This window comes from Actinacidiphila sp. bgisy167, from assembly GCF_057707665.1.
The window spans coordinates 43,523-63,657 of record NZ_JBYIQP010000023.1 but is presented as its reverse complement, the minus strand read 5'-3'; the positions used below and the strand labels follow the sequence as shown (position 1 = coordinate 63,657).

Genomic DNA, 20,135 nt, shown 5'->3' with positions numbered 1-20,135 from the left:
CCACCGTGTGGCAGGGCGTGGCGTGAGATTCACTGGCCGGAGGCGGCCTGTTCTCGCTGGCGGGCGCGGTAGGCCCGCAGGTTTGCGGCGTTGCCGCAGACCCGCACGTCGTGCCAGACGCCGCTGTTGTTGCGTGAACGGTCGTAGAACGCACACTGGCAGCGCTCGTTGCGGCATATCTTCAGCCGCCGCCGCTGGCCGGTCTGCTGGGCCTGGAGGCATTCGATCAGCGCGAGCGATGCGACCCTCCGCCATCCATGACCCGAAGGTTCTGCGATGACGGTGCCGTGTTCGTCGACCTGCATCGAGACGGACAGTGGGGGAAGGGCGGCCTGTACCTCTTCGGACACGGCCTCGGCGCCGTCGCTCTGATCGGAGAGAAGCTCGCGCAGAGCCCGTCTCAGGCCCCGCAGTGCCTCGCAGTCGCGATCAGTGAGGTCCACAGCAGGAGCGGGCCGACCGGAAGCCGTGCTCCACCGGGCGAGCGCCTCGCTCAGCCACGTCTGCGCGGTGGTGGGGTCGTCGAGCCAGTCTGCATGACGCGGCCTGCCGGCGGACGTGGTGTTGAGCAGTTCCTGGACGAACGCGAGACCGCCGGGAGCAGGCTCCAAGGCGTAGCGATCCGTGGCCGACCACGTCATGGCGTATCCCTCTCTCCGGGAAACGAATTCCCCTGGCGCACGCAGTACCGACACGGTGTGCCAGCGGATCCTAACGGACACGTCCGCACTGCCGACGTGCCCGTCAGGACCCCCTTGGCGCTGTGGCAGATGCCCCGTGTCAACGTGTCGCGGCGGGCCGGGTCACAGAGCGAGCAGGATGCGGCCGAAGGGGCCGCCCTCGGCCAGCAGGCGTTGCGCCTCGGCAGCCTTCTCCAGCGGGAGGACCTCCGCCACCTTCGGCTGGAGCTCACCCTGCGAGACCAGGTCGAGCAGGACCGCATTGGCGGCGTTGACCTGCTCGGGCGTGAACAAGGCGAACCTGAACCCGTGGACGTGGGCGTTCTTCCATATAAGGTCGGTCACATTGATATCGGCACGCACTCCGGCCGCGTAACCGATGCTGACGAGGGTGCCGTCCACGGCCAACGAGCCGAGTGCCTCCCCGGTGACCGAACCCCCGACGCCGTCGAGCACGACGTCCACGCCCTTGCCGTCGGTCAGCCGCGCCACCCCTTCACGCAGCGACTCCTGCGTGAGGTCGATGACCTCGTACCCCGCGGACCGGCCCAGCTCCGCCTTCTCGGTGGTGGTGGCCGTGGTGATGGCCTGCGAGGCGCCCAGGACGCGGGCGACCTCGACGCCGCCCTGACCGACCGCACCGCCGACGCCCGGCGCCAGCACGCTCTGGCCGCTGCGGAAGCCCGCCAGCTCCTTCAGCGCCAGGTAGGCGGTCAGGTAGCCGGCGCCGGTGGTCAGCGCGGCGGCGGTCTCGTCGTCGACGCCGTCCGGGATCGGCAGCAGGTGGGCCGCGTCGACCGCGATGTAGTCGGCCCACGAACCGTCGGCGCTCACCCCGTACCGTCCTCCGCTCAGCACGACGCGGTCACCCGCAGCCAGTCCCGAGGCGCCGGGCTCCTCGACCCGTCCCACACCGAAGCCACCCGGCCGGATCGGCAGCGGCTTGTGCAGGGTGGGTGCGAGCTTTCCCGACCGCACCGTCTCGTCCAGCGGGTTCACCCCGGCCACCGACATCCTGACGAGGACCTGCCCCTCGGTGGGCACCGGCAGGTTCCTCTCCCGCAGTTCCAGTACCTCATAGCCGCCGAACCGGTCGTATTCGATCGCGCGCATGACTCGTTCCTCACCTCGGCCCCACCGATCGGTCGGACGACCGATGGCTCATGGATGAAAGAACTGTAACCCGTTTGATTATTTCTGTCTCTGGCTGGGTCGGGCTCTGTCCTGTCCTCAAAGGCGACTGCCGCCATACGTCCCGGGTGGCCGACCGGGGTAGTGGTGTGGAGCCGACCGTCCGGAAGCATCGTCGAAGCGCCGCAAGCCCTTCCTGGCGGACCCTCTTGACGGCCAGACGGGTGCCTGTACGCCCCGGAGGAGCAGGCGCGGGGGGCCGAGCCGCACCGCCGGGCGCCGCGCGGACTGCGGCAGGAGGAGCGGGAGCAGCGCCAGGTCGCCGACGAGCGCGGCCTGGGCGGTGCCACGACCGCCGCCGCTCAGGCCCTGGCGTCGAGCCGAGGTGCTTGCTGTCGGGGCGAGGTGCTTGCTGATACGGGCCACGCGGGACAAGCCGGATCCCGCCTCCGAGCAGCGGAGCTGGTCCCACCGCCGCGGCGGCGCGACCGGGGCCCGCGATGGCCGGGACCGCGAAGACGGGCGGACCGGCCTCCGGCGAGGCCGCGTAACCACATGTCGGCATCGCCATCGAGTCCGTCGAGCGGCTGCCCCCGAAGCGCGCCCGCGCGGCCCGCGGCGTCGGCTGGCCGGCGCTCCTGATCTCGATGGGCCGGCCCCCGCTGACCGACCTGGCCATGGCTGCGGATCAGAAGGCCATGACATCCACGGCCGGCATCGACGACGCCGCACACCGCGGGCACTCGGTTCCGCGGCAGCGGGGCACGCGGTGGCCGCCCGGGATCAGGCGGGTCAACGCCGCAGTGCCAGCACCGTGTCGACGGTGTCCGCCTCGGCGGCCGTCTTGTCCTCGCGGTAGCGCAGGACGCGGGCGAAGCGGAGCGTGACGCCCGCCGGGTAGCGGCTGGAGCGCTGGAGGCCGTCGAAAGCGATCTCCACGACCAGCTCCGGGCGGACCCGGACCACCCATCCGTCGTCGCTGACGGCCAGTTCCCGCAGGCGCTCGGTCTGCCAGGCGAGCATGGCGTCGGTCAGGCCCTTGAATGTCTTGCCCAGCATCGCGAAAGTGCCGTCGGGCCGGCGGGCCCCGAGGTGGAGGTTGGACAGCCTGCCGGTGCGCCGGCCGTGGCCCCACTCGGCGGCGAGGACGACCAGGTCGAGGGTGTGCACGGGCTTCACCTTGAGCCAGGCCGCGCCGCGCCGCCCGGCGCTGTACGGGGCGTCGAGAGCCTTGGCCACGACCCCCTCGTGGCCCCGCTCCAGCACGCCCTCCGCGAAGTCGCGGGCCGCCTGCCGGACGGCCGGATCGCCCGGGTCGGCGGCCACCAGCCGGCGCACCCTGCGCGGCGCGGGGGCCACCCGGGCCAGCTGCTCGTGGCGCTCGGCCGTGGACAGGTCCAGCAGGTCGCGGCCGTCGACCGCCAGCAGGTCGAAGAAGACGGGTGCCACAGGCAGTGACGCCCGGGCGGCCGTGACGTCCAGGCGCGAGCCCACCCGGGAGGAGGTCTCCTGGAAGGCGCGCGGACGGCCGTCCTCTCCGAAGGAGATGACCTCACCGTCGAGCACGGCTTCATCCACCTCCAACTCCCTTGCTGCTGCCACGACTTCGGGAAGTCGGCCGGTGATCTCGTCGAGTGTGCGGGTGTACACGCGTACGTCCTCGCCCTTGCGGTGCACCTGGACGCGGATGCCGTCCAGCTTCTCCTCCAGCGCGCACGGGCCCAGCCGGTCCAGGGCCTCGTCCACGTCCTTGGCTGTCTGGGCGAGCATCGGCTGCACCGGCCGGCCCACCTCCAGACGGAACGCCGCCAGCGCCTGCGGGCCGCCGGCCAGCAACGCCCGCGCCACGGCGCCGAGAGAACCGCCGAGCATCACCGCGCGCCGCACCTCCTGCGGGGGCGCGTCCGCGGCCGCGGCGAGTCCCTCGACCGCGAGCGCGTCGAGCGCGCCCTGGCGCAGCTCCCCTCCGATCAGCCCGAGCAGGAACGTCTGCTCCTGCCGGGTGGCCGCCCCCATCAGCTCCGCCACCAGACGCCTGCGTTCCGCTGTCGCCCCCTTGCCGGTGACCGCCGCTATCCGGTCCAGCGCCCCGTCGACCTCGCGCACGGTCAGCCGGGGCGCCGCCGCCGGCTCCGTCCGCTCCCGCAGGGTGCTCCAGCCGACCCCGGTACGGCGCTGGGGCAGCCGGCCCGCCAGGTACGTGATCACCACCGGCGCCTCGTCGGGCTCCGCGGCACGCAGCAGCCGGGCCAGCGCCGCCACCTTCTCCGACCGGGCGGTCGTGGCCGCCACCTCCCGGGACGTCCGGGCGAGCTCCGCGAGCAGCATGGCACCATCCTGGACCACCCCTGCCGTGCGCGCAGCGGGCGCGCCTGTCACAGCGGCCGCGGGCCCCCCGCGATGCGGCGGTTCCGGACCAGCCGGGAGATGTCGCTCCCGGTCACGATGCCCACCGGCCGGCCCCCGTCGACGACGACGACGTGCACACCGCCCGCGCCGGGCCTGAGGCGCTCGAGGGCGTCGTCGACGAACTCGTCCGGCGCGCCGGTGGCGGTCTGCGACAGCGGGACGGCGATGTCGCGGACCCGCACGTCGGCGCGGCGCTCCGCCGGGACGGACGTGAGCCGGCGCAGTAGCAGCACTCCGCTGAGACGGCCGTCGAAGTCGACCAGGGGCAGGGTGGAGTGCCGGGAGGCGACCGCGACCTCGTCGATGAAGCGGTTCACCGGCAGCCAGTCGGGGGCCGTCACGACGGGAGCGGACATGGCGTCCCCGAGCCGCACGCCGCGCAGGGCGGCGCTGATGACCGCGCGCCGGCGCTCGGCGCCCGCCGTGAGCGCCATGAAGATCCCCACGAGGGCGAGCCACAGACCGCTGGGCGCGCCGCGGGCGAAGGCGAGCCAGCCGGCCGCGACGAAGAAGAACCCGAGGACCTGCCCACCGCGCCCGGCGACCCGGTCGGCGCGGTCGCGGTCCCCGGTGCGCCACCACAGCAGGGCCTGCAGCACCCGGCCGCCGTCCAGGGGTGCGGCGGGCAGCAGATTGAAGACGCCGAGCAGCAGATTCGCCCAGCCGAGCCAGATCAGGAGTGCTCCCGGCAGCGAATGGGAGGCCGCCGCATCCACACCGATGCCTGCGCCGAGGGCGGCGCCCCCGATGACCAGGCTGGTCACCGGGCCGCTGACCGCCACCAGGAAGGCCACGCCCGCGGAGCTCGGCCGTCCCATGCGCGTCATGCCGCCCATGGCCCACAAGGTGACGTCCTCCACCGACAGGTGCTCACGGCGGGCCGTGGCCGCGTGGGCGACCTCGTGCGCGAGCAGGCTCGCCATCAGCAGGACCGCGCCCGCGGCCGCCGCGACGGTGTACAGGGTCCCCGACAGGCCCGGGACCCAGGCGGGAAGGGTCTCGCGGCCGAGCCCGTAGGCGAGCAGCACGACGAGAACGGGGACGCTCCAGTGCATGCGGAGCGGGACCCCGAACACGCGCCCGACCTGGATCGAACCGTTCATGACTCCTCCTTCCAGTGTCACTCCGACCGGCCCGCGGCCGACGTGGTGGCGCCGTGGTCCGGTGTCCCGGAGCCGCCCGTCGACGAGGTCCGGAGCGCGGGGGCCCGCCAAAGGGCGTGGGAGCGCTCCCATGCGGCATCATGCCCCGCATGGCCGCATCCGTCCGCACGACCCCACCCCCGCTGATCCGCCCCTACCGCCCGGCGGACCGTGCCGCCGTCTACGACGTCTGCGTACGCACCGGCCACGAAGGCGGCGACGCGCGGCACCTCTACGCGGACCACGACCTGCTGCCGGACGTCTTCGCGGGGCCCTATGTCCACCTCGAGCCCGAACTCGCCTTCGTCGTGGACGACGGTACGCGCGCCGTCGGCTACATCGTCGGCACCGCGGACACCGCCGCCTTTGTGCGGCGCTACCGCCTCGAGTGGCTCCCGCGGCTCGGGCACCGCCACCCGAAGCCGTCCGGGACCCCGGTCACCCCGGACGGCGAACTGGCGGCCCTGCTGCACCGCCCCGAGCGCATGATCGTGCCCGAACTCGCCGACCACCCCGCGCACCTGCACATCGACCTGCTGCCCGATCACCAGAGGCGCGGCTACGGGCGGGAGCTGATGGCGCGTTTCCTCGCCGCCCTCGCGGCCCGCGGCGTCGGCGCCGTGCACCTCGGCATGGTGACCGCCAACACCGCCGCCCGCACCTTCTATGACCGGCTGGGTTTCCGTGAGCTTCCCGTTCCGGACCCCGGCCCTCTGACATACCTGGGGCGCGACACGTCGCCACCGGCCCGGCCGGCGGCAGCCGGCGGGTGACGAGAGCCGGATACCGCCGCCGCGCCGTCCGCCGCGCCGTCCGCCGGGTCCCGGGGGCGCAAGAGGGACGTCGGGGACGGAGCCGGAGGGCGGGGCGCCGCGTGGTTCCGGTGCGGAGGCCGGAGGCATCGAGGCCGGCCGGCTCGCGGCGCCGGGAACAAGCGGACGTGCCGCGCGGGTGCGCCGTGCGCAGGCGCCCGCGGCGCGTGCGGCCCGGCGAGGCGACCGAGGGCCGCTCGCGCGCAACGCGGAAGGGCCGCCCCGCGTCCCACGCGGCAGTGCCCGCCACGAGGCGTTCCCGGAATCCTGGCTCCCCGGCGGTCGTTGAGGCAGTCATGAGCGACAACGAAGCCCTCCTCCGGCTGCTCGCCGACACCCGCGACGGCGTGCTCGTCACCCTCAAGCGCGACGGCCGCCCCCAGCTGTCCAACGTCAACCACCACTACGACCCGGACACGAGGGTGCTGCGGGTCTCCCTCACCGACGACCGGGCCAAGACCCGCAATCTGCGCCGCGACCCCCGGGCGAGCTACCACGTGACCACGCCCGACCGCTGGGCCTGGACCGTCGCGGAGGGCACGGCCGAGCTCACCCCCGTCGCCGCGGAGCGCGGCGACGCCACCGTCGAGGAGCTCATCGACCTGTACCGGGCCATCCAGGGCGAGCACCCCGACTGGGAGGACTACCGCCGCGCCATGGTCGAGGACAAGCGCCTCGTGCTGAAGTTCAACGTCGAACGCGTGTACGGCCAGCCCCGCCCCGCGTAGCCCGGCGCGGGCGGTCCCGGCCGCGCGCCGGGCAGGGGCGGGCGGCGACCGGCCCGCGACGGTGGCACCATCGAGAACGCAGGTCGGCGCCACCGTCGCCCATGCGAACAGGCTGGTCAGCGACGTGCCGCAGGCGCGGCCGCCGAATTCGGCGAAGGAGCGCGGAACCGGAATGACCGGTGTAGGAGTTGTCGCTGTACATACTGGTTCTGCCGGGGCCGGACGGCTCACGGCACGTTCGTGACCGCCGACCAACGGGAGGAACCGTGTCCGGCCCCAGTCCGAGGCGTTCCCTGCTCTCCAGCCTCATCCCCGCTTTCGGGGACAACCCCTCCGGGGAGAGGATGGAGCGCATCCGGCGGTCGCCGAACTTCGCCGACGGGGTCTTCACCAACCCCGTCGGCGCGCGTACGGCGCCCTCCGGCTCGATGCTGCGGTTCGCCCGGACGTACTTCCGCAAGGAGGCGCGGTTGCGCAGGGCCCCGGCCGGGGAGATCCCGCTGCACACCGCGACCCTCGCCGAGCTGACCGTTCCACCGATCTCGGGACTGCGGCTCACCTGGATGGGCCACTCCACCGTCCTGGGCGAGATCGACGGCCGCCGCGTCCTGTTCGACCCCGTGTGGGGCGAGCGGTGCTCCCCCTTCTCCTTCGTCGGGCCCAAGCGCCTCCACCGGCCCCCGGTCGCGCTGAAGGACGCGGGCGAGGCCGATGTGGTCGTCATCTCCCACGACCACTACGACCACCTCGACATGCCCACGATCAAGGCCCTGGCCGGTTCGGGCACCCGGTTCGTCGTGCCGCTGGGCGTCGGAGCCCACCTGGAACGCTGGGGCGTCCCCGCGGACCGTATGACCGAGCTGGACTGGCACGAGTCGACGCGGGTCGCGGGCCTCACCCTCACCGCGACCCCCGCGCGGCACTTCTGCGGCCGGGCGATCCGCAACACCCAGCACACCCTGTGGGCGTCCTGGGTCGTCGCGGGACCGGAGCACCGCGTCTACCACAGCGGCGACACCGGCTACTTCCCCGGATTCGCCGAGATCGGCGAGGCGTACGGCCCGTTCGACGCCACCATGGTGCAGATCGGGGCCTACAGCGAATTCTGGCCGGACATCCACATGACCCCCGAGGAGGGCGTCCGCGCCCACCAGGACCTGCGCGGCGAGGTCATGCTCCCCATCCACTGGGGCACGTTCAACCTCGCCCCGCACCCGTGGGAGGAGCCCGCGGAGGGCACCGCCACCGCGGCGCTCGCCGCCGGCGCCCGCATCGCCGTGCCGCGACCCGGCGAGCCCTTCGAGCCCGCGAACGGGTTGCCGCTCGTCCCCTGGTGGCGGCCGATCGCGCACGGTGCCGCCGCGCGCACCTGGCCCACCCTCAGCGACGACGCGCGGTCGGCCGCGACACAGCCCGACAGCGCCCCGGCGTGAGCGGGCGGGGGGCGGGCGCGCCCAGCGCCCGCCCCTTTCCACTCCGCCCCGGGAAGCGTGTGCTCTCCGTGTGCACCGGGCGCCGCGCCGCCGCTCGCTCTCGCAACCTGCGGCCCACGGTGTCCGGGAGCACGGCGCGGGCGACGGCGGAGCCCGCCGCACCGCCGTCCGCGCCGCGGCGGGTGCCTCAGCGGTGCGCGGCGGTCGCCTCCTCGGCCACGTCGATGCCCGTGACCCGGGCCCAGTTGCGGCCGATCTCGCCCCAGCCGCCACCGGACCGCCGCCCAGGCGGCCGGTGAAAGGCGGGAGCAGGTCGGTGTCGCGTTCCGCCCACGCCGCGGAGGACTGGCTGCGGGTCGCCCGGAGACTGGTGTTGAGCTGGACGACGGCCGCCCGGGCACAGTCCTCGCGCCATGCGTCGTCCGTCCAGGCGGCGGAACCGACGGGGGGCCGCGCCGCCGGCGCCAGGCTGAGGAAGCAGGCGGCGTTGTAGTTCACGAAATATCTGGCGGCGGCCCGGTTGGAACCGCGGTGACGGGGCGCGGACCCGGCGATGCGCGCCCGGCGGGGGGCGCCCCCGCCGGCGTGGTCAGCGCCGGCACGGTGGTCGGCACAGAGCAGGCGGCGCAGCCCCCAGTCGGGCCCGCCCCACAACCGGCCCAGCGTGCCCAGCCACCTCGCCGCATCCCATTCGTGTGCTCTCAAGGAGAATTCCGCGACCGGAGATCGTCAAGCGCGGACGGGCGTGACGATTCGCCAACTCCTCGATGGCGCGGCTTTGCGCGATGCACGGGGCGGATCGCGCCGAAGAGGGCCGGGTCAGGTGGGCAGGGCGAGCGGCGCGTCGGCCTGCCCGGCCCGGAGCCCCTGTCGGGAACCCGGCCGCCCGGCACTCTGCGGTCCGCCTCCCCGCACGGCCCTGGCGAGCAGCACGCCGTACCCCGGCTCCCCTTGCCGCCCCTGCTCCCGCTCCGCGCCCCTCAGGACACGATGTCCTTCCCCCGGAAGCCGCGGAAGGCCAGCGCGAAGAACACCACCGCGAGGGACAGCGACACCGAGGTGCCCTTGAGCATGCCAGCCCACTCCGGGCGGGGCTGCAGCGCGTCGATCCAGGCGAACTGCCAGTGCGTCGGAAGGACGTCCCGCAACGAGCCCAGTGCCGTGATCGCGTCCAGGATGTTGGAGAGGATCGCGACGCCCACGGCGCCGCCGACCGCCCCCAGCGGCGCGTCGGTGAGCGTGGAGAGCCAGAAGGCGAAGCCCGCGACGGCCAGTTGGCCCACGAAGACGTAGAGGGCCGCGATCGCGAGCCGGCCGGTCGCGGTGGCCGGGGGCAGCGAGCCCGCCGTGGTGAGCTCCAGATCCCCCCAGCCGTAGGCGAGCGTGCCGACGCCGAGCGCGACCGTCGGCAGCGCCAGCACGGCGGCGGCGCTGAAGACCAGGGACACCAGCGCCTTGGAGGCGAGCAGCCTGGCACGGGGCACCGGGGCGGCCAGCAGGTAGCGCAGGGAGGACCAGTTGGCCTCCGAGGCGACCGTGTCGCCGAAGAAGAGCGCGACCGGGATCGTCAGCAGGAAGCCGGAGGAGACGAAGAGCACCGCGAGCGAGAAGTTGACGCCGGAAGCGGTCGCCACGTCCATCATCGACGGTCGGGAGTCCCGCCCCCCGGGGGTGCCGCCGACGGCGAAGGCGGCCCACACGACCACGGGCAGGCCGAGCACGACGCCGAACGCGACGAGCGTACGGCGCCGCAGCAACTGCCGTACCGCCTCGACCCGCAGCGGCAGGGTGCGGCCCGGGCGGTACCCCGCGGCCGGTTCCAGGGTCTCGGTCACGCGGGACCTCCGATCAGGGTCAGGAAGGCGTCCTCCAGCCGGCGGTGCGGGCCGACGCGCTCCACCGGAACGTCCAGCCGCAGGAGCTCGGACAGCAGCTCGGGCACGCTCATCACGCCGGGCCGCACCAGCAGCCCGCCGTCCGCGGGCTCCGCCGCCTCGACGCCCGGCAGCGCCGACAGCTTCGCGGCGACCGCCTCCCGGGCCTCGTCGGCCATGCCCGGCGCGCCGACGAAGAGGGTCTGTCCGCTGCCGGCGATCTCACCGACGGGACCGGCCGCGACGAGCCGCCCCTTGTCCATCACGACCAGGTGCGTGCAGCTCTGCTCGACCTCCGACAGAAGGTGGCTGGAGACGAGGACGGTACGCCCGGCGGCCGCGTAGCGGCGCACCACGTCGCGCATCTCCCGGATCTGCGGTGGGTCGAGCCCGTTGGTCGGCTCGTCGAGGATGAGCAGGTCGGGCAGGCCGAGCATGGCCTGCGCGATGGCGAGCCGCTGCCGCATGCCCTGCGAGTACGTGCGGACGGGGCGCTGCAGCGCTTCGCCGAGGCCCGCGATCTCCAGGGCCTCCTCGATGTGGGCGTCGGTCGCCGGCCGGCCCGTGGCCCGCCAGTACAGCTCCAGATTGGCCCGCCCCGTCAGGTGCGGAAGGAAGCCCGCGCCCTCCACGAAGGCCCCCACCCGGGACAGCACGGCCGCACCCGGCCGGATCGGGTGGCCGAACACGCGGATGCCGCCCGTGTCGGGCCGGATGAGGCCCATCATCATGCGCATCGTCGTCGTTTTGCCCGCCCCGTTGGGGCCGAGCAGGCCCAGGACCTGTCCACGCTCCACCCGGAACGACAGCTCCCGCACGGCGTAGCGGTCCGCCGCGCCGTGGTAGCGCTTGGACAGCCCGGAGATCTCCAGGGGGACGTCCGCGAGGTCCGGGTCGGGCGCCTGCCGCACCGCGCCCGACCGGCGGCGGCCGGTCAGCAGCAGCGCCGCCGCCAGCGCGAGCGCGCCGACCGGAAGCAGCCACACCCAGGCGGGCGTCGCGCCCTGGCCCAGAGTCAGTCCGGGGTCCGTCGGCACGGTCAGCGCGGCGCCCTGCGGCAGCGACACCCGATAGGTGGCGGCCGAGACCGGGGAGGCGTAGCCGAGGTCGGTGGTGGACAGCACCAGCCGCAGCCGGTGGCCGGCGGCGAACTCGTGGTCCACGGCGGGCAGCCGCACGGGGACCGTGCCGTCCTGCGCGACCCGCAGCGGTGCGACCAGTTGGTGCGGCAGCGTCTCCTTGCCGTCCGGGGCGACGTCGTACAGCTTCGCGAAGAGCACCGCGCCGGCCGCCGCTTCGGTGGTGACGGTGATCCGTGTGCTCGGCGCGCCCGTCAGCCGCAGCGCCGAGGTCAGCGGCACCGAGTCGAACGCTGCGCGCTGACCGGGGAAGTCCAGCGACAGCCCCTGGCCGAGGTCCGAGAGCTGGGAGAGCGCGCCGCCCACACCGGGCACCGCCGAGATCGCGGGCGGGCTGCCGCCCGCGGGATTGGCCACCGTCTGCGCGCGCCCGCCGAGCGGGACCGTCTGGGTACGGGTGCCCTCCAGCCCCGGGTAGGCACCGGCCTCCGCGCCCCGCCGTACCGCCCGGCCGTCGGTGGAGTCGACGCCGCCGGTCCGGGTGACGCGGAACGCGGGTCCGGTGTCGGCACTCCGGTCGCGCTTCAGCCAGCGGTCGAACCAGGCCGTCGTGCGCGCCTGGATCCGGGACGTCTCCTGGTCGCCGCCGTCGTGCCCGCCGGAGAACCAGTCGACGGCCACGGGCGCGCCGTTCGCGGCGACGGCGCGCGCGATGGCGTCGCCCTGGTCGAGCGGGAAGAGGGAGTCGTTCTGGCCCTGCACCACCAGGGTCGGCACCTTGATGCGCCCGGCCACCGACGAGGGACTGGAGCGCGTCAGCAGCCGCAGCGTCGCGGCGTCCGGGCGGCCGGCGACCGCCGACCGGTCGTACATCGCGCACAGCTCGGCGGTGAAGCGGCACGCGGCGCCGCGCGAGCCCGTGGAGAAGAAGACCCCCGCCCACAGCTTCTTGAACACGCCCTGCGGGAAGAGCGCCTGGCCCAGATCCCACCAGGTGATCGCGGGCGCGATGGCGTCCACGCGCCGGTCGTGGCCGGCGGCGAGCAGCGAGATGGCCCCACCGTAGGAGGACCCCGCGATGCCGACCCGCGGGTCGTCCCGGCCGTCGCGCAGCACCTCCGGCCGGCGGCCCAGCCAGTCGACGAGGCGCGAGACGTCGGCGACCTCGGCGTCGGGGCTGTTGAGCCCGATCCGGCCGCCGGAGGCTCCGAAGCCCCGCGCGGACCAGGTCAGCACGGCGTAGCCGCTGCGGGCGAGGGACTCCGCCTGAGCCCTCATGTCGTCCTTGCTGCCGCCGAATCCGTGCGCGAGCAGCACCGCCGGGCGCGGCGCCGAGCCGCCGGAGGTGAAGTAGGAGGTGTCGATGCGCACCGTCGCGGTGCTCCCCGGAGCCTCGGGCAGCGAGAAGACCCGGTCCTGGCGTCGCACGGGTGCGGGTGAGTCGGCCGTCGCGAGGGTGACGGCGCCGCCTCCGGCGAGCAGGGCGATGGCGGCCGCGCCGGCCGCGAGCCGCCGCCTTGAGCGCCATTTCCCGGGTAGGGCGAATCGCATACGTGATCCTCGGACGGGGACGATGGGCGTGACGATCCCACTATGCATTCCGGTGATCACCCGCGACGTCCGCCTCAGGCACCGGATCGGCGTACTCCACCGGGAGTACGGTGGCGACCGTGCCCTTCGAACGACTTCTCACCGCGCCCCTGCCCCGGCTGGGCATCGGCCTGGCCGCCGTCGGCCGTCCCGCCTACATCGACCTCGGCCGTGCCGCCGACCTGCCCGCCGAACGCAGCGTCGAGGCGATGCGGGACCGCGCCCACGCGGTCCTCGACGCCGCCTACGCGGTCGGCATCCGCTATATCGACGCGGCCCGCTCCTACGGCCGGGCCGAGGAGTTCCTCGCGAGCTGGCTGGACGCCCACCCCGAGGCCACCGACGTGGTTGTCGGCAGCAAGTGGGGCTACACCTACACGGCGGACTGGCGGGTCGACGCCACGGTGCACGAGGTCAAGGACCACGGCACCGCCACGTACGACCGCCAGATCGCCGAGTCCCGCGCACTGCTCGGCGACCGGCTCGACGTCTACCAGATCCACTCCGTCACCCCGGACAGCCCGGCTCTCACCGACCGGGAGCTGCACGCACGGCTCGCCCGGCTGGCGGCCGACGGGGTGGCCGTGGGCCTGTCCACCAGCGGTCCTCTGCAGGCCGAGGCGATCCGCGCGGCGCTGAAGGCGACAGTGGACGGGCGGCGGCTGTTCTCCTGCGTGCAGGCCACCTACAACCTGCTGGAGCCCTCCGCCGGGCCCGCCCTGGCGGAGGCGCACGAGGCGGGGCTGACCGTGATCGTCAAGGAGGCCATGGCCAACGGCCGCCTGGCGACGGCCGATCGGGAGTCCCCCCTCGCCGAGGTGGCCGACCTGACCGGCGCCACGCCCGACGCGGTGGCCCTCGCCGCGGTCCTGCGCCGCCCCTGGGCCGGCATCGTGCTCTCCGGCGCCGCCACGACCGGCCAGGTCACCGCCAACGCCCGGGCCGCCTCCGTCGCGCTCGACGCGGAGCAGCTGGCACGGCTCACCGCCCTGGCGGAACCGGCCCCGGCGTACTGGCGGCACCGCTCGCGACTGCCGTGGAGCTAGTGCGGCGGCCTGCCGGGAGGCCGCCCGCCGCCGTCACCAGTCGGATCGCCGGCGCGTCCGCGATCGGCAAGGCACCGGCCAGGCGCAAGGCAGGCGAGGGCTGCGGCGGCCTCGCCGGCATCGAGCCGCACGAGGCCTGCGCCGCGCAGGTGCTGGGCTGCCTCGCCTGGTCGCCCGGCGCCCGCGTCGCCGGGGCCCCACCGGCTCGCGGTCGAGCCGACTGCCGGAGTTGCGGAGACCGAGGCTGCGTGGGTGCGCAGACTGATCGATCAGGAGGGGCAGAAGCTGCAGTAGATCGCGCGCCGGGGGCCGTACCCGTTCGGTGCGCCACCGGCGCGCGATGTCGCTGCCGGCTTCGGCGGCGGATGCCGCGAGCGCGCGGCTGGTCCCGGCCGACGAGGACACCGTCCGGGATGTGAGCCACCGGTTCGACGAGATCGGCCTGCCCTGCCTGGACCCTCCGTGGGCGGGAGGCCGTCCCCGCCTGCTCAGCCCTGAGGACGAGGACTTCGTCATCCCAGACGGCCACCCCCGCCCGGCCGACTGGGCCGGCCCTGCACCGCTGGTCCCTCCGGAAACTCGCCGCCTGCCTGCGGGAAGCCCACGGCCGCGGGACGTGACGACGAATACTTCATGCGCCGCGCCATCACCCTCCAGCGCGAGCCTTCGATCGGTGGCCGTCACCCCTGCGGAGCGGCCGGGCAGGACACCGATCAGCGTCTCGTCCACAGGCTGACCGATCAGCAAGGTCCCCGGGAGGACGGCCGGCGGGAGAGGCCCTCAGGCCCCGGCCGGCGAGACGCCGCCAGCCGCCCCCACCTTGCGCCCGGTTCTGCCCAAGTCCCGCCTGATGAAGCCCGCTTCGAGCATCCGGACTTGCCCACGTCTTGACGATACGTTCCACGGCCATTCAATTGGGCGTCCCTGGCGGGTCTGTGTGCTCTCCGTAAGGTCCGCGAGTGCCAAGGAAGAAGGGACTCATGGATACACTCCTCGCAGTCCGTGCTCGCGGAATCACCAAGTGCTTCAGGGACGTCGTCGCACTCGACGGTGTCGACCTGGACGTGACGCAGGGACAGATCCACGGTCTGGTAGGACCGAACGGCGCCGGCAAGACGACGTTGCTCGGCCTCCTCCTGGGCCTGGCCGGCGCCGACGACGGTGACCTCGAGATTCTGGGCACGCCGGTCGCGCGGGCCCTCGACGCGCCCGGCGGCGTCGCCGGCTTCGTGGACGGCCCCGGCCTCTACCCGTCGCTCACCGCCCGGCAGAACCTCGCCGCGCTCGCCGCGGTGCGCGGGCAGGACGCCCGGGCGGCTGGGATCGACGACGCGTTGGCCCAGGTGGGACTCACGGACGTCGCCGACGACCGGGCCCGTGGATTCTCCCTCGGCATGCGCCAGCGGCTCGGGCTCGCCGCCGCCCTGCTCACCAGGCCCCGGCTGCTGGTGCTCGACGAACCCTCCAACGGCCTGGACCCGATGGGCAAGAATCACGTGCACGCGGTCCTCACCCGGCTCGCGGACGAGGGGACCGCCGTCGTGCTGTCGAGTCACCGCATGGACGACCTCGAGGCGCTGTGCTCCGAAGTCACCATCCTCGCCACCGGGCGGGTCGTCTTCTCGGGCCCGCTGGCCGAACTGGCCGCCGAGAACCGTGAACTCGACTACCGGTTGATCACCTCCGACGTGCACGCCGCCCGCCGACTGGCCCTCTCCACGGACCGCGTCCGCATCGTCGACGACGCCGGCCCGCGGAGCGACACCGATGTGCTCGTCGTGCGCGCGCCGGTGCCCGCCCTCGACGAACTCGTGGTGGGCCTCGTACGGGCGGGCATCGCGCTGCGCGAACTCGCACCCGTCGTCTCCCCGCTCGAGGCGGCGTTCCTCGCCCTCACCCAGCAGCAGGAGGCCGGCCGATGAGCGCCGCGACCCTCGTCGTCGACAACGTTGTCCCCGTCCACCGCGTCCCGGTGTCGCGCGCCTACCGTTTCGAGCTGGTCAAGCTGGTCTCGCAGTGGCGGATCCGCCTGCTGGTCCTGGCCTGCTGGATCGCACCGGCGCTCTTCGTCGCCGCGGTCAGCGGGCAGGGCACGCTCCCCGTCGACACCCTCTTCGGCCGCTGGATGCACGCCACCGGGTGGGCCGGGCCCCTGGTGGTGCTCGGCTTCGCGGGCACCTGGGCACTTCCGCTGCTGACCTCGCTGGTCGCGGGCGACGTGTTCGCCTCGGAGGACCGGCTGGGCACCTGGCGCCACCTGCTGGTGGCGGTCCGCTCCCCCCGGTGCATCTTCGCGGCGAAGGCGCTGGCCAGCCTCACCGTCCTGCTGCTGCTCATGGCCGGGATGGCCTGCTCGAGCGCGGTCGGCGGGGTCCTGGCGGTCGGCAACCAGCCGCTGGTCGGTCTCGACGGCCACCTGCTGACGCCGTCCGACGCCGCCGGGCAGGTCTTCCTCGCCTGGGCCTGCGCACTCGCCCCGACCCTGGCCCTGGCGGGGATCGGCCTGCTCGGCTCCGTCGCCCTCGGGCGGTCCCCGATGGGGCTGCTGCTGCCCGCACTGGTCGCACTCGCGATGCAGCTCGCGCAGCTGATGCCGCTCCCCGTTCCCGTGCGCGTGGCCCTGCCCGGCTACGCCTTCATCTCCTGGAACGGGCTCTTCACCGGCCCCCAGCAGCTCGCACCACTGCTCATCGGCATCGCGGTCAGCCTGGTGTGGGCCGTCACCGCGACGGTCCTGGCCCGTCTGCTCTTCCTGCGGCGGGACTTCACCAACCTGACCGACGACAGTTCGCCGCGCCGCGCACTCATCGCCGGCGCCCTGCCGCTGGCCGGGCTGCTCGCCGCGACGGTGGCCGTCCTCACCGCGACGACCACGGCCACGGGCTCCGGGATCGAGCAGGACAAGGTGCAGCGCTCGGTGGCCGTGGCCTTCGCCCATCTGTACCGCATGCAGACCGACCAGCTCAACCGCCCCGCCGTCGCCGAGGCACAGCTCGCGGCCACGGCGGCGTGCACCAAGGGCGGTGTCCCGGACCACGCCGAGGGCCCCGGCAACGACTGGCGCTGCGTCGTCTCCTGGCACCTCCCCGGCGTCGCGACCACGGGCCAGGCCATATACCAGCTCGACATCACTCCGGACGGGCGGTACGTCGCCGACGGCGACGGGCCGAAGGAAGTCAACGGCTACTTCCTGGTGCGGACCCCGGTGGGGGACGCGCCGAACCCGCTCTGGCAGTTCGACGGCAACGTCGAACTGCTCGCCACCTCCCCGAAGGGATAACTCACCATGCAGGTCACACGTCGCCGCCGCGCGATCGCCCGGAGGCGGGCCCATGCCCTCCTCGGCAGTCGGTTCGGCAGCCGCAGAAGCCTCACGCTGGCTGCCGCGACCGCCGTCGTCCTCGCCACCGGCACCGGGATCGGCTTCGCCCAGACCACCCAGTTCGGCCACGAGCAGGTCGGCCAGGTCACCGGCCGGGGCCAGGTCGTCTCCAGCGACCAGTACATCGCCCCGTACGGTGAGCGCCTCGTCATCGACAACGGCAAGATCATGTCGTCCTCGGTCAGCCCGGACGGCTCCCACTTGGCGGCCTCGGTCACCGACGGCGGCGTGGCGCTGGCCGTGGTGAACCTGAAGGACTGGAAGGTCCAGCAGCTCGTCGGCAACTCCGCGTCCGCCGACCTGCGCATCAGCAGCAACAGCGTGGGGCAGGAGGGGCCCACGTACTCGCCCGACGGTTCGCAGCTGTGGCTGGGCCAGACCGACGGCTACACCCGGTTCACGGTGAACCCCGACGGCAGCCTGGCCGACCCGACGTCCGTCACCATCCCGGCGGACGGCTCCAAGCACGCCCTGGTGGGCGAGCCGGTGTTCTCCGCCGACGGCTCGACCGCGTACGCCGCCGTCAACGGCCAGAACCGCGTGGTGGCCATCGACACGGCGACCGGGACCCTCAAGCAGAGCTGGGCCGTGGGCAACGCCCCGCGCGACATGGTGGTCGTCGGCTCCAAGCTGTACGTCAGCAACGAGGGCGGACGGCCGGCGAAGCCCGGCGAGACCACGATCAACTCCTACGGCACGCAGGTGCCGGCCGACCCGAAGACCGGTGCCACCACCACCGGCACGGTCAGCGTCATCGATCTGGCGGACCCGGCGGCCGCCGTCGCGAGCATCGACGTGGGTCTGCACCCGACCGCCCTGTATGCCAAGAACGGGGCGCTGTTCGTCACGGACACCGCCACCGACGACGTCTCCGTCATCGACACCCGCAAGAACAAGGTCGTGCAGACCATCGCCACCCAGCCGTGGCCGGAGTCGACGGTGGGGTACGAGCCCAACGCCGTCACGCTCACCGACGACGGCCACCTGCTGGTGACGCTGGGCCGCGCCAACGCGGTCGCCGTCTACCGCTACACGTCCCCGCAGGAGCCGGTCAGCTACGTCGGCCTCCTTCCGACGGACTACTTCCCCGCCGAGATCGCCTCCGTCGGCAAGCAGGTCGTGGTCTCCAACACCCGAGGTGTCGACGCCCGCCGTTCCACCGCCGGCACCGCGCACGGCACGCACGACACCACCTCGAGCGTGCAGCGGTTCACGCTGCCGAGCGAGAAGGTCATCAAGTCGGAGACGGCCGAGGTCTTCCAGCAGAACGGGTGGACCAAGGGCTCGGTCAAGCTCGCGAAGGACGACAAGGGCAAGGGCCACAAGGAGCCGGTGGCCGTCCCGCAGCGGCTCGGCGACCCCTCCGTGATCAAGCACGTCTTCCTGATCGTCAAGGAGAACCGGACCTACGACCAGCTCTTCGGTGACATCGCGCAGGGCAACGGCGACCCGTCCCTCGCGGAGTTCGGCGAGAACGTGACGCCGAACCAGCACGCGCTCACCCGGCAGTTCGGTCTGTACGACAACACGTACGACATCGGCACGAACTCCGCCGAGGGCCACAACTGGCTGATGCAGGCCGACAACCCGGAGTACACCGAGTCCTCGGCCGGTGAGTACGCGCGCAGCTACGACACCGAGGACGACGCCCTCGGCCACCAGCGCACCGGTTTCATCTGGAGCGGCGCGCAGGCCTCGGGCAAGAGCGTGCGGAACTTCGGCGAGTTCCACCAGTTCCTGACCAAGCCGTCCGGCGCGACCTGGCAGAACCTGTACTGCGACGCCAGGAACATGCGGGCCACCGGGCAGGACACCGCCTACGACCTGGTGTCGTCGTCGCCGATCCCCTCACTGAACAGCGTCTCGGTGCCCGGCTTCCCGAAGTTCGACACCAGCGTCCCCGACGTCTACCGCGCCGAGATCTGGAAGCGGGACTTCGAGAAGAACGGTCCGGCGAACCTGAACATGTTCTGGCTCTCCAGCGACCACACCGGCGGAACGGCGGGCCCCGCCGCCCAGGTCGCCGACAACGACCTCGCCGTCGGCCGGATCGTCGACGAGATCTCGCACAGCAGGTACTGGAAGGACTCCGCGATCTTCGTGGTCGAGGACGACTCTCAGGCCGGCCTCGACCACGTCGACGGCCACCGTGCCCCGATCCAGATCATCAGCCCCTGGGCCCGGCACGGCACCGTCGACAGCCGCTACTACTCGCAGATCACGATGATCCGCACCATTGAGCAGATCCTCGGAATCCACCCGATGAACCAGAAGGACAGCGCGGCCACCCCGATGTTCGGCGCGTTCACCGAGAAGGCCGACTACACGCCGTTCGCCGCGCTGCCCAACCGCATCCCGCTCACCGACGGCCTCAAGACCGCGCCCGCCTGCGGCCTTGACACTCCGGCCCCGCAGGACCCGAGCGCCGCGACCGTCCCGTCCACGAAGGTTCCGGCGGGCCAGAGGACTCTCGCGGCGAAGTGGGAGGACTGGCGGTCCAAGCAGCGCTTGACCGGCCCCGACGCCAGGCCGGACTTCGCCAACCCCGCCCAGATGAACCACTTCACCTGGTACCAGACGCACGGATGGACGAAGCCGTACCCCGGCGAGGAGCAGCTCTTCGCTCCGGACGACGTACCGGGCGCCTACATCCCGTCGGCGGAGAACGACGGCTGAGAGGTCGCGCGGATAAGAAAGGAGCGGGTCGAGGGCCGAGTCCGGCAAGGCGGAGAAGGGAGACGCAGCGGAGCTGCGGCGACCGACGACAACGCCGCCAGGCGAGAGCCATCGACCCGCGACGCCGGCCCGCCTATCCGCGCGGCCTCTGAG

At 73.3% G+C, this 20,135-nt stretch carries 13 protein-coding genes; 7 read left to right on the top strand and 6 right to left on the bottom strand.

Annotated features, from left to right (window positions below; genetic code table 11):
- Positions 1–29: 29 nt before the first annotated feature.
- The 4 genes from AC3ET4_RS12090 to AC3ET4_RS12075 all read right to left on the bottom strand — a co-directional run bounded on the left by AC3ET4_RS12090 (position 30) and on the right by AC3ET4_RS12075 (position 5,323).
- Complete coding sequence (locus AC3ET4_RS12090; protein ID WP_431948704.1) at positions 30–641, bottom strand: CGNR zinc finger domain-containing protein; 612 nt, start codon at positions 639–641, stop codon at positions 30–32.
- Between the two features lie 162 nt (positions 642–803).
- Positions 804–1,793, bottom strand: coding sequence for a quinone oxidoreductase family protein (locus AC3ET4_RS12085; protein ID WP_431948703.1), 990 nt, complete (start codon positions 1,791–1,793; stop codon positions 804–806).
- Positions 1,794–2,603: 810 nt separating this feature from the next.
- A complete protein-coding gene (locus AC3ET4_RS12080) occupies positions 2,604–4,139 on the bottom strand; it encodes an ATP-dependent DNA ligase (RefSeq protein ID WP_431948702.1) in 1,536 nt (511 codons plus the stop codon).
- A 47-nt stretch (positions 4,140–4,186) separates the two neighbouring features.
- Positions 4,187–5,323 carry a site-2 protease family protein gene (locus AC3ET4_RS12075; RefSeq protein WP_431948701.1) on the bottom strand — a complete coding sequence of 379 codons (1,137 nt, stop codon included), beginning with the start codon at positions 5,321–5,323 and terminating at the stop codon, positions 4,187–4,189.
- A gap of 149 nt (positions 5,324–5,472) precedes the next feature.
- Here AC3ET4_RS12075 and AC3ET4_RS12070 point away from each other — a divergent pair, with 149 nt between their 5' ends.
- The 3 genes from AC3ET4_RS12070 (at position 5,473) to AC3ET4_RS12060 (ending at position 8,335) form a co-directional block, all read left to right on the top strand.
- Positions 5,473–6,135 carry a GNAT family N-acetyltransferase gene (locus tag AC3ET4_RS12070; RefSeq protein ID WP_431948700.1) on the top strand — a complete coding sequence of 221 codons (663 nt, stop codon included), beginning with the start codon at positions 5,473–5,475 and terminating at the stop codon, positions 6,133–6,135.
- A 335-nt stretch (positions 6,136–6,470) separates the two neighbouring features.
- Positions 6,471–6,902, top strand: coding sequence for a PPOX class F420-dependent oxidoreductase (locus AC3ET4_RS12065; protein WP_431948699.1), 432 nt, complete (start codon positions 6,471–6,473; stop codon positions 6,900–6,902).
- Positions 6,903–7,168: 266 nt separating this feature from the next.
- Entirely contained in the window at positions 7,169–8,335 is a 1,167-nt protein-coding gene (locus AC3ET4_RS12060; RefSeq protein WP_431948698.1) for an MBL fold metallo-hydrolase, read from the top strand.
- A gap of 980 nt (positions 8,336–9,315) precedes the next feature.
- Here AC3ET4_RS12060 and AC3ET4_RS12055 read toward each other — a convergent pair.
- Together AC3ET4_RS12055 and AC3ET4_RS12050 are read right to left on the bottom strand one after the other, a co-directional pair.
- A complete protein-coding gene (locus AC3ET4_RS12055) occupies positions 9,316–10,170 on the bottom strand; it encodes an ABC transporter permease (protein WP_431948697.1) in 855 nt (284 codons plus the stop codon).
- The gene (locus AC3ET4_RS12050) at positions 10,167–12,839 is read right to left on the bottom strand and encodes an alpha/beta fold hydrolase (protein ID WP_431948696.1); all 2,673 of its coding nucleotides are present in this window, start codon (positions 12,837–12,839) and stop codon (positions 10,167–10,169) included. Before AC3ET4_RS12050 ends, AC3ET4_RS12055 begins: the two co-directional genes overlap by 4 nt.
- A 119-nt stretch (positions 12,840–12,958) precedes the next feature.
- Here AC3ET4_RS12050 and AC3ET4_RS12045 point away from each other — a divergent pair, with 119 nt between their 5' ends.
- The 4 genes from AC3ET4_RS12045 (at position 12,959) to AC3ET4_RS12030 (ending at position 19,982) form a co-directional block, all read left to right on the top strand.
- Entirely contained in the window at positions 12,959–13,924 is a 966-nt protein-coding gene (locus tag AC3ET4_RS12045; RefSeq protein ID WP_431948695.1) for an aldo/keto reductase, read from the top strand.
- A gap of 980 nt (positions 13,925–14,904) precedes the next feature.
- Positions 14,905–15,846 (top strand): ABC transporter ATP-binding protein, encoded by a 942-nt coding sequence (locus AC3ET4_RS12040; protein ID WP_431948694.1) that lies wholly within the window; start codon positions 14,905–14,907, stop codon positions 15,844–15,846.
- Positions 15,843–17,204 (top strand): ABC transporter permease, encoded by a 1,362-nt coding sequence (locus AC3ET4_RS12035; RefSeq protein ID WP_431948693.1) that lies wholly within the window; start codon positions 15,843–15,845, stop codon positions 17,202–17,204. The genes AC3ET4_RS12040 and AC3ET4_RS12035 overlap by 4 nt, the downstream gene beginning before the upstream one ends.
- A 6-nt stretch (positions 17,205–17,210) precedes the next feature.
- Positions 17,211–19,982, top strand: coding sequence for a bifunctional YncE family protein/alkaline phosphatase family protein (locus AC3ET4_RS12030; protein ID WP_431948692.1), 2,772 nt, complete (start codon positions 17,211–17,213; stop codon positions 19,980–19,982).
- Positions 19,983–20,135: the final 153 nt, after the last annotated feature.